Origin of the sequence: Bacillus sp. REN3 (genome assembly GCF_017912555.1) — a bacterium.
GTDB lineage: Bacteria > Bacillota > Bacilli > Bacillales > Cytobacillaceae > Mesobacillus.
Genome location: NZ_JAERSD010000045.1, coordinates 1 through 7440 on the forward strand (window position 1 = coordinate 1; position 7440 = coordinate 7440).

Consider the following 7440-nt stretch of genomic DNA (forward strand, 5'->3'; position numbering starts at 1 on the left):
CATTTTGGACGGTAAATCCGTCAGTTTTAGGACAATTAATACCGACAATCTCTGGACATTGTAGAACGTCATTAACACTGACCATTCTAATGGTCAGCTCCATTTTTTATTTTATATTTAAATGGTTTCTTAACGTTGAGCGAATATTACTTCTGATTTCCTCGGTCACCTGATAGTAATATACACCATTTATTTTAGTCCCATCACCCTTTAATTCAATTTGCTCTACATCTTTGCTTGCTGCTTTATACTTGCTTTGGATCGTGACCATTTCATCGAAGGTGAGATTGGTTTTGACATTATTGCCAAGAGCAGTAAAGATATCCCCATAATTCGTCAAAGTACTAAGGCTTGCGCCTTCCCTGATCACGCCTTGAATGATTTGTCTCTGGCGTGTCTGTCTGCCGAAGTCCCCGCGTGGATCCTGTTTCCTCATCCTGGAGTACTTGAGTGCTTCGTTTCCATTTAACGTTAGCTCTCCTTTAGGGAAGTGAGTTCCCTCAGAAGTGAAGTCCAGGTTGTTTTGAACTTTTACTCCTCCAACAGCATCCACTATATCTTTAAAACCTTCCATATTAATTTGTACATAGTAGTCTAAAGGTATATCCAGGAAGTTTTCCACGGTGTCCATTGACATTTCAACGCCGCCAAAAGCATAGGCATGATTGATTTTATCCTGTTTCCCTTTACCGATTATTTCTGTCCTTGTGTCTCTTGGTATACTGAGCATTTTAACTGAATTTTTCTCCGGATTGACTGTCAATACAATAATAGAATCAGAGCGCCCGCGATCTCCCTTACGTTCATCAACGCCAAGCAAAAGCACAGAAAAAGGTTCCGCCGCTTTTAGGGAAAGGTCTTTCTCGCGTTTATCCGATTTATCTCTTTTAATTGGCTGGTGCATTGTATCAACAGCATTGTTTAAAGAGTTGTAGATCGAGAATACATATGCGCCTAATGCCAAAAACAAGATAATAAAAACCGACAGGAAAATTTTAATCCATTTTCGTTTCTTTTTGTTTGTTGTTTTATTTATTCTTGAACTCATTTTTTATTTCCCCCTAAATGAATAACACATTAGTAATAGGATACCAAAAATATACAAAAATAGAATCTTTTTTTGTAGGTTTCGACAAATAATTTATGTCTTCCGCTATAATATTATAATATATTGCCTCATAAATAAGGAGATAAAGATGAAAGATTTTATTTTAATGCTTGCCGAAATAATAAATGGACTGCACGATTTGATTGGTGATATGACCAAAAATGCAGGTTTGGATGTGAGTGACAAGGATTTACATTTATGGGTTTTTGGGATTATTGGAATCCTTTCTTTTTTTGCCATCCACATCGTATTTCGCATGATGGCCCAATATAGTATCACAGCCATCTCCTTCATCTACACCTTCACCGTCATGCTTGTGCTTGTATTCGCGATAGAAATCCAGCAAAAAATTACGGGCAGGGGTCAAATGGAGTTTGATGATGCTGTTGTCAGTCTTTGGGGATTCATATTATTTTTTGGTGCATTTTTAGTAGTCAAAGGAATTTACTTAGCGATTAAGAAATTAGTCAATAAAAAGGCCACCAGATCATAATTCTGGTGGTTTTTCCATTTTTATAACAAAAAACAGGAACTTTCATAGTGTATTAATGTTATAATTTAGGAAATAAGGAGGAGTAAATTGGGATTTCTGAGTTGTTTCCCAAGACGCATGCAACAAGTCTGAAGGGGAGTTAAAAGTGAAAAACAGCCGAATAAATATTATTTTGATTTTTTGTCTGATGTTTTTAGTGTTTTTTGGTGACAAAGGATCTGCTGCTGAGTTGCCGAAACGGATCGGTGGGAAGGATCGCTTCGAAGTAGCGGTGAAATTATCCAAGGAGTGGAAACAATCAAATACTGTTATTCTCGCGAATTATAAAGCCTATGCCGATGCCCTGGCAGCTGGGCCATTGGCATATAAGGAAAATGCGCCAATTCTGTTGACTCAAACAAATCGTTTAACCTACATAACCAAAAATGAATTAAAAAGATTGAGGCCAAAGAAAGTCATTATTGTTGGTGGCGCGGGCAGTATTTCGATCAATGTGGAAAGGGAAATAAAAGCCGCCGGTATTCCGCTGCTGGAAAGGATTTCAGGAAAAGACCGTTTTCAGGTAGCTGAAAATATTGCTGTCAGGCTCGGTTCATGGAAAAAGGCAGTTATAGCATACGGCCTCAACTTTCCAGATGCTTTGGCAGTTGCTCCCTATGCTGCAAGGAACCAGCTGCCTATACTCCTGGCAAAGCAAAATGAAATGCCGGCAACGACTATAAAATTGATGAAACAGAAAGGTGTCAAGGCTACTATTATTGTTGGAGGAGAAGGCAGTGTCAGTCGAAGGGTTGCCCAACAGCTGCCCTCGCCAACAAGGATTGGCGGAAAAGACCGTTTTGAAGTCGCTGCAAATATTGCAAGAAAGTACTTTCCTACTTCGGAAAGTGCCTATCTCGCAACGGGAATGTCATTTGCAGATGCCTTGACTGGATCAGTGCTCGCTGCAAAACAAAACGCACCTATTTTGCTGACTGCGCCCAATTTTGTTCCGGAAAAAACATTGTCTTTCTTTGAGGAGCATTTAATTAAAGATTACTTGGTTCTTGGTGGCACTGGGTCAGTAAATGAAACACTGGTTTCAGATGTCCACTTTCGTAAAAAATCAACAGAGCCTGTCATTTACTTTGTTCCCCATGCCGATGATGAAGTGCTTACTTTTGGAATCGATATCGTCAACCAGTTGAATAAAAACCGTAATACGATGTTAGTATTACTGTCACAGGGAGATGATTCGACTGCCAGGGATGTATTGAATGGCCATTTTGATGAAGAATCCATTTATGGGGTTCAGAATTTACGTGTCAAATGCAGCTGGCATGGTGTCTATCATGATCCCCTAATGGAAAAATTCCTTCATGGCCACATCTCTATGCAAGAATTTGGGGAGATCAGGATCGAAGAATATTACCGAGCTGCTGAAGCAATTGGAGTTGAGCAAGGAAAAGCATTTATCAATACTATCCCAATCGTTAATTTGTCAGAAAAAGAGATTCAGAATGTGATCAGGCAATATGCCAGAAGGTATCCTTCCGCGCAGTTAAGGACAATGTCCATGTATGATGCTCATCCGCAGCATGCGATCATTGGCAAGGCACTTGCCAGTTTAGAGGTAGCAGGTGAAATCGAGCCGTTGAAGACAACTTATTTTCTGTCTGTTTATACAGACCAAATTGCCAAAAAGTCACCAAATCTGCCACTAAGGGTACTCACAGTCGATCATCCGGAGCTAAACGATAAAATTGAAATGGCAGCTGAAGTTTATAAAGAATATTCCCCGGAGAAAGGGATTTATGGTACGGGATACCATTCTGTGCCAAAGCAGTTTAACTTAATTGAAAAAAACCAGTATATCAGGATTCACCATTGAGGATCGATGGAATCTTCCAAAGACGTAAATTTATTGCGAGTCTAAAAGGAACTTGTATATAAAGGGGTGCGGAATGAAAAAAAACATTTTAAGCATGATCATAGGAGTTTTAATGTTCTGTTTGTTGCTGCCAAGTGAAAGCTTTGCCCAGGTTATGTCCAAGAGGATGGATGGGAAGGATCGCTTTGATGTAGCGATCAACGTATCAAGGGAAGGATGGCCAAATGGGGCGGATGTCGTTTTGATCGCCAACTATAAAGCCTTTGCCGACGCATTGTCTGGGAGCCCGCTGGCTTACCAGGAAAATGCCCCGATCCTGTTGACAGCTGCGGATAAATTAGATGCGAGAATACTGGCTGAACTTAAGAGGCTCAATCCGCAGAAGGTTGTCTTGATTGGCGGAGCCGGCAGCATTTCTATGAAAATACCAGGAATTTTAAAAGATAATGGCTTCAAACGGATTGAGAGAATCGATGGAAAGGACCGCTTCGAGGTTGCCTATAATATCGCCAGGAAATTACGGCCAGCCGAAACGGCTGTTATTGCTAATGGATTGAATTTTCCCGATGCATTGGCAATAGCTCCTTATGCAGCGGCAAAAGGCTATCCCATCCTGCTGACAAAGAGTGATAGTTTACCATTGAAAATCAATGAAGCTATCAAACAATTAAATTTCAGGACGACCATCATTTCTGGCGGGGAAGCGAGTGTTGGGAAAGCGGTAGCTGGGAAGCTGCCGGGCGCAAAGAGAATTGGCGGAAAGGACCGCTTTGAAGTTTCCGCAAATATTGTCAGCCAGTTGAGCCCGAATCCACAAAAAGCATTCGTGGCAACAGGAATGAGCTTTGCCGATGCTTTGACCGGTTCCGTTCTCGCCGCCAAGCAAAATGCTCCTTTACTGTTAGCGCACCCAACAATTGTTCCGGAAACTGTAAAGACAGTAATACAGAAACACAATGTGAATGATTTTGTTATATTGGGCGGCACAGGTTCCGTTCCGCCAAATACATTCCTGAAATTGACTGGTCAAACTCCGAAGCTGCCACTTGAGGGAAAAACAATTTTGCTTGATCCAGGGCATGGGGGAAAGGATCCAGGTGCTGTAAAGAATGGTTATTTGGAGAAGAACCTGAATAACCAATTCACCGCTAAGCTAGCAGATAAACTGAAAGCAAAGGGAGCGAAGGTTCAATACACCAGACTGCCAAATAAGGATATTTTCGTTGATTTGCCGGACCGCGCAGCAATCGCTAACCAATCAAATGCAGATTTGTTCATAAGTATCCATCACGATTCCAATCCTTCATCAAGCCCAAAAGGGTTAAGTACCCATTACAGTTCATACCGGCCTGCAATTGAAACGAAAGATGTGTATGTCCTTTCGGGAGGAAAGAAATATCCATTCATACGGGAAGATACTGCCCGTAAAGTCTTCATTGTAAAAGATGGAAGTTCAACTAAAGCATTAAGTTATTTAGGTTCTAATCTTGCATTTGACCCAACGCCTTCACAGCAGGCAAAGGATAGTAAAGTGCTTGCTGAACGGTTTGCAAAGGCGCTCGTTTACCCAGGAATAGATATTAGCACCATTTACTCATCTACTGGGACAAAGGATCATAACTTATTTGTAACAAGATGGACGAAGATGCCTTCTGTCCTGATTGAATTGGGCTTCATTTCTAATCAATCCGAAGCGAAGTTGTTGGCAAATGGATCCATTCAAGGAAAAAGGGCCTCTGCTTTGGCTCAAAACATTGAAGACTATTTCACAAAATAAACATTGGAATCCTGCTTTTTTTAGAGAAAGCAGGGTTTTTTAATATAAGGGACAAAACTATACTACAAAGATTACAAAAACGTTACGATTTGGTAAAAAAACCATCTTCCTAAAAATAGGAATTTCCATTATACTATTCTCGTAGTTATTAACAGTTTAGGGGGAACAAGTTTGAAGCGCTTACTATCAGCCGTACTAGCCATTGCTTTAACATTTGGGATGATGCCTTTTGCTGCATATGCCCAAGTGGACACAAAAGATCAGGAATTTAAGGATTTTCTGCAAGAAGTTGGGATGACAGAGGAAGAATTCATTGCCTATTTGGAAGAAGTCCATTTTGATAGCATTGAAAATTTCGATTCACTGGAAGAATTGAAAGACTATCTTGGACCACTATTGAACGAAACAAACCTCGAGCAAATAATGGAAGAATATGAATTGACGAAAGAAGAGCTTGAAAAAGTTTTGGAGGAAAACGGTACATCACTTGATGAATACGTTTTTTATGACGATCTCTATTATGATTTGCCAGAATTTCTTTATGCGGACGAATTAACCCCGATTACACCTGAAAACTTGCAGGAGCTTCTGGACCTGTTTGGTTTCAAGTCAAAACAGGAGCTTGAAAAGTTCTTGAATGAATATGATGATTCCGTTGAGAATTATGAATACATTGAAGATTTATATGGAGCTGTCGGGGGGCTTGTTTTCGTTCAATCGAAAGATGAATTAGTCAATATGCTCGATAGTTTTGGCCTATCCCTTGCAGAGGCAAATAACATAGCCAACCACCTTCTTTTTGTTTTTGAAAATCCGAGTATGGATGAAGATCAATTCCTGTCAAAAATGGAGGAAATCGGCGAGCGCCTCATGAACTTCCCTGAGTATGATCATCCAGAAGATTTGACTGCTGAGGATATCGCAGAATTCATTGATGTTTGGACTGACCTTCTAAACCTTTTTGACTTGAAAGTAGAGTATTACTTGGTGAAGGATGGAAAAGAAACAGCTATTTCTCTTTCAAGCCTTATGCAGTTAGATTCAACAAATGGAGCTGACCTCGTCATCAAGATTTTCTCTAAACAAGGCAAATTTTTGGCTGATATGAAGATAACGAAGGACATGCTTGGATCTGACTTTTTAGAAGAAACAGGAAAGAAAATTGATCAAACGAAAGAAACAGCAAAAGAAATAACAAAGGCAGTAAATAAAATGCCGGCCAAAGCACCAGCAAAAACGGTGAAAGGCGGCAAGCTGCCCAACACAGCTTCGGATTATCTGTCAAAAGCACTGATGGGAGTCAGCCTTTTGCTTCTAGGAGTTTTCGCTTTCAGGAAAGTGAGAGTATAAAGTGTCAAGAGTAAAAAGGGAAAAGAGAAGGACCGGTTATCTGGTTCTTCTTTCTCTATCAATCTGCATCATTTTCTTCGGGATCTGGTTCAGCAGTACAAATGCTTATAAATTCCTCAAGGGTTATTGGCTTTATCAGAAGGCGCAGGCTACCGAGGAAAATTATACCGTAAAGGCAGACGGGAAAAGTAAGGCTGACAATAAAAAGAAAAATGAACTTTATCCAAAACGGCCAAAGCAGGGGGAAATGATTGGGAACCTCAGTATCCCTAAGCTGAAGGCGAACCTGCCAATCTATCATGGAACCGATGAAGATGAACTGGAACGGGGTGTCGGTCATTTCGCCGGCAGTGTATTGCCTGGTGAAAGGGATAATTCCGTTTTATCTGGCCATCGCGATACTGTGTTCCGAAAATTGGGAGATGTAGGCAAGGGGGATTTACTCGTTGTTTCGACATCTGCAGGTAAATTCACCTACAAGGTCAGGACTGTCAGGATTGTTGATGCGGATGACAGGACTGTCATCGTTCCTAAACCCCGTCCTACTTTGACGGTAACGACATGTTATCCATTTGATTTCATTGGGGATGCACCGGACAGATATATACTTGTTGCCGATATGATCGAAACCGAATAACAGAACTTTTTAAATGTGGCTGACTCAAAAGGTTGAATAAATTCGACCTGAGAGTCGCCTCTTTTACTTTTTATCCAGTTTCTAGGTTTGGGTTTGATGAATTTATAAGAGAAAGAGGGATATTCCCTCCCTAGTTACCCTAATTTTTGTTCGCTTTCCTTGTTGGCTGCCCACTTCAAAAGATTGTGTGCAGTACAAATAAGAC

At 40.6% G+C, this 7440-nt stretch carries 6 protein-coding genes; 5 read left to right on the plus strand and 1 reads right to left on the minus strand.

From position 1 onward, the window contains the following. Nucleotides 1-106: 106 nt before the first annotated feature. Nucleotides 107-1048 (minus strand): polyisoprenyl-teichoic acid--peptidoglycan teichoic acid transferase TagU, encoded by a 942-nt coding sequence (gene tagU / locus JJQ88_RS20780; protein WP_210367951.1) that lies wholly within the window; start codon nt 1046-1048, stop codon nt 107-109. Between the two features lie 148 nt (nt 1049-1196). On the opposite strand from tagU, the gene JJQ88_RS20785 reads away from it, so the two are divergent. The 5 genes from JJQ88_RS20785 to JJQ88_RS20805 all read left to right on the plus strand — a co-directional run bounded on the left by JJQ88_RS20785 (nt 1197) and on the right by JJQ88_RS20805 (nt 7235). After that, nucleotides 1197-1601, plus strand: coding sequence for a hypothetical protein (locus JJQ88_RS20785; protein WP_210367952.1), 405 nt, complete (start codon nt 1197-1199; stop codon nt 1599-1601). Between the two features lie 145 nt (nt 1602-1746). Continuing rightward, a complete protein-coding gene (locus tag JJQ88_RS20790; protein ID WP_210367953.1) occupies nt 1747-3471 on the plus strand; it encodes a cell wall-binding repeat-containing protein in 1725 nt (574 codons plus the stop codon). A 73-nt stretch (nt 3472-3544) separates the two neighbouring features. Further along, nucleotides 3545-5248 (plus strand): N-acetylmuramoyl-L-alanine amidase, encoded by a 1704-nt coding sequence (locus JJQ88_RS20795; RefSeq protein WP_210367954.1) that lies wholly within the window; start codon nt 3545-3547, stop codon nt 5246-5248. A gap of 171 nt (nt 5249-5419) precedes the next feature. Further along, the gene (locus JJQ88_RS20800; RefSeq protein WP_210367955.1) at nt 5420-6598 is read left to right on the plus strand and encodes a processed acidic surface protein; all 1179 of its coding nucleotides are present in this window, start codon (nt 5420-5422) and stop codon (nt 6596-6598) included. A 1-nt stretch (nt 6599) separates the two neighbouring features. After that, a complete protein-coding gene (locus JJQ88_RS20805; protein WP_210367956.1) occupies nt 6600-7235 on the plus strand; it encodes a class D sortase in 636 nt (211 codons plus the stop codon). Nucleotides 7236-7440: the final 205 nt, after the last annotated feature.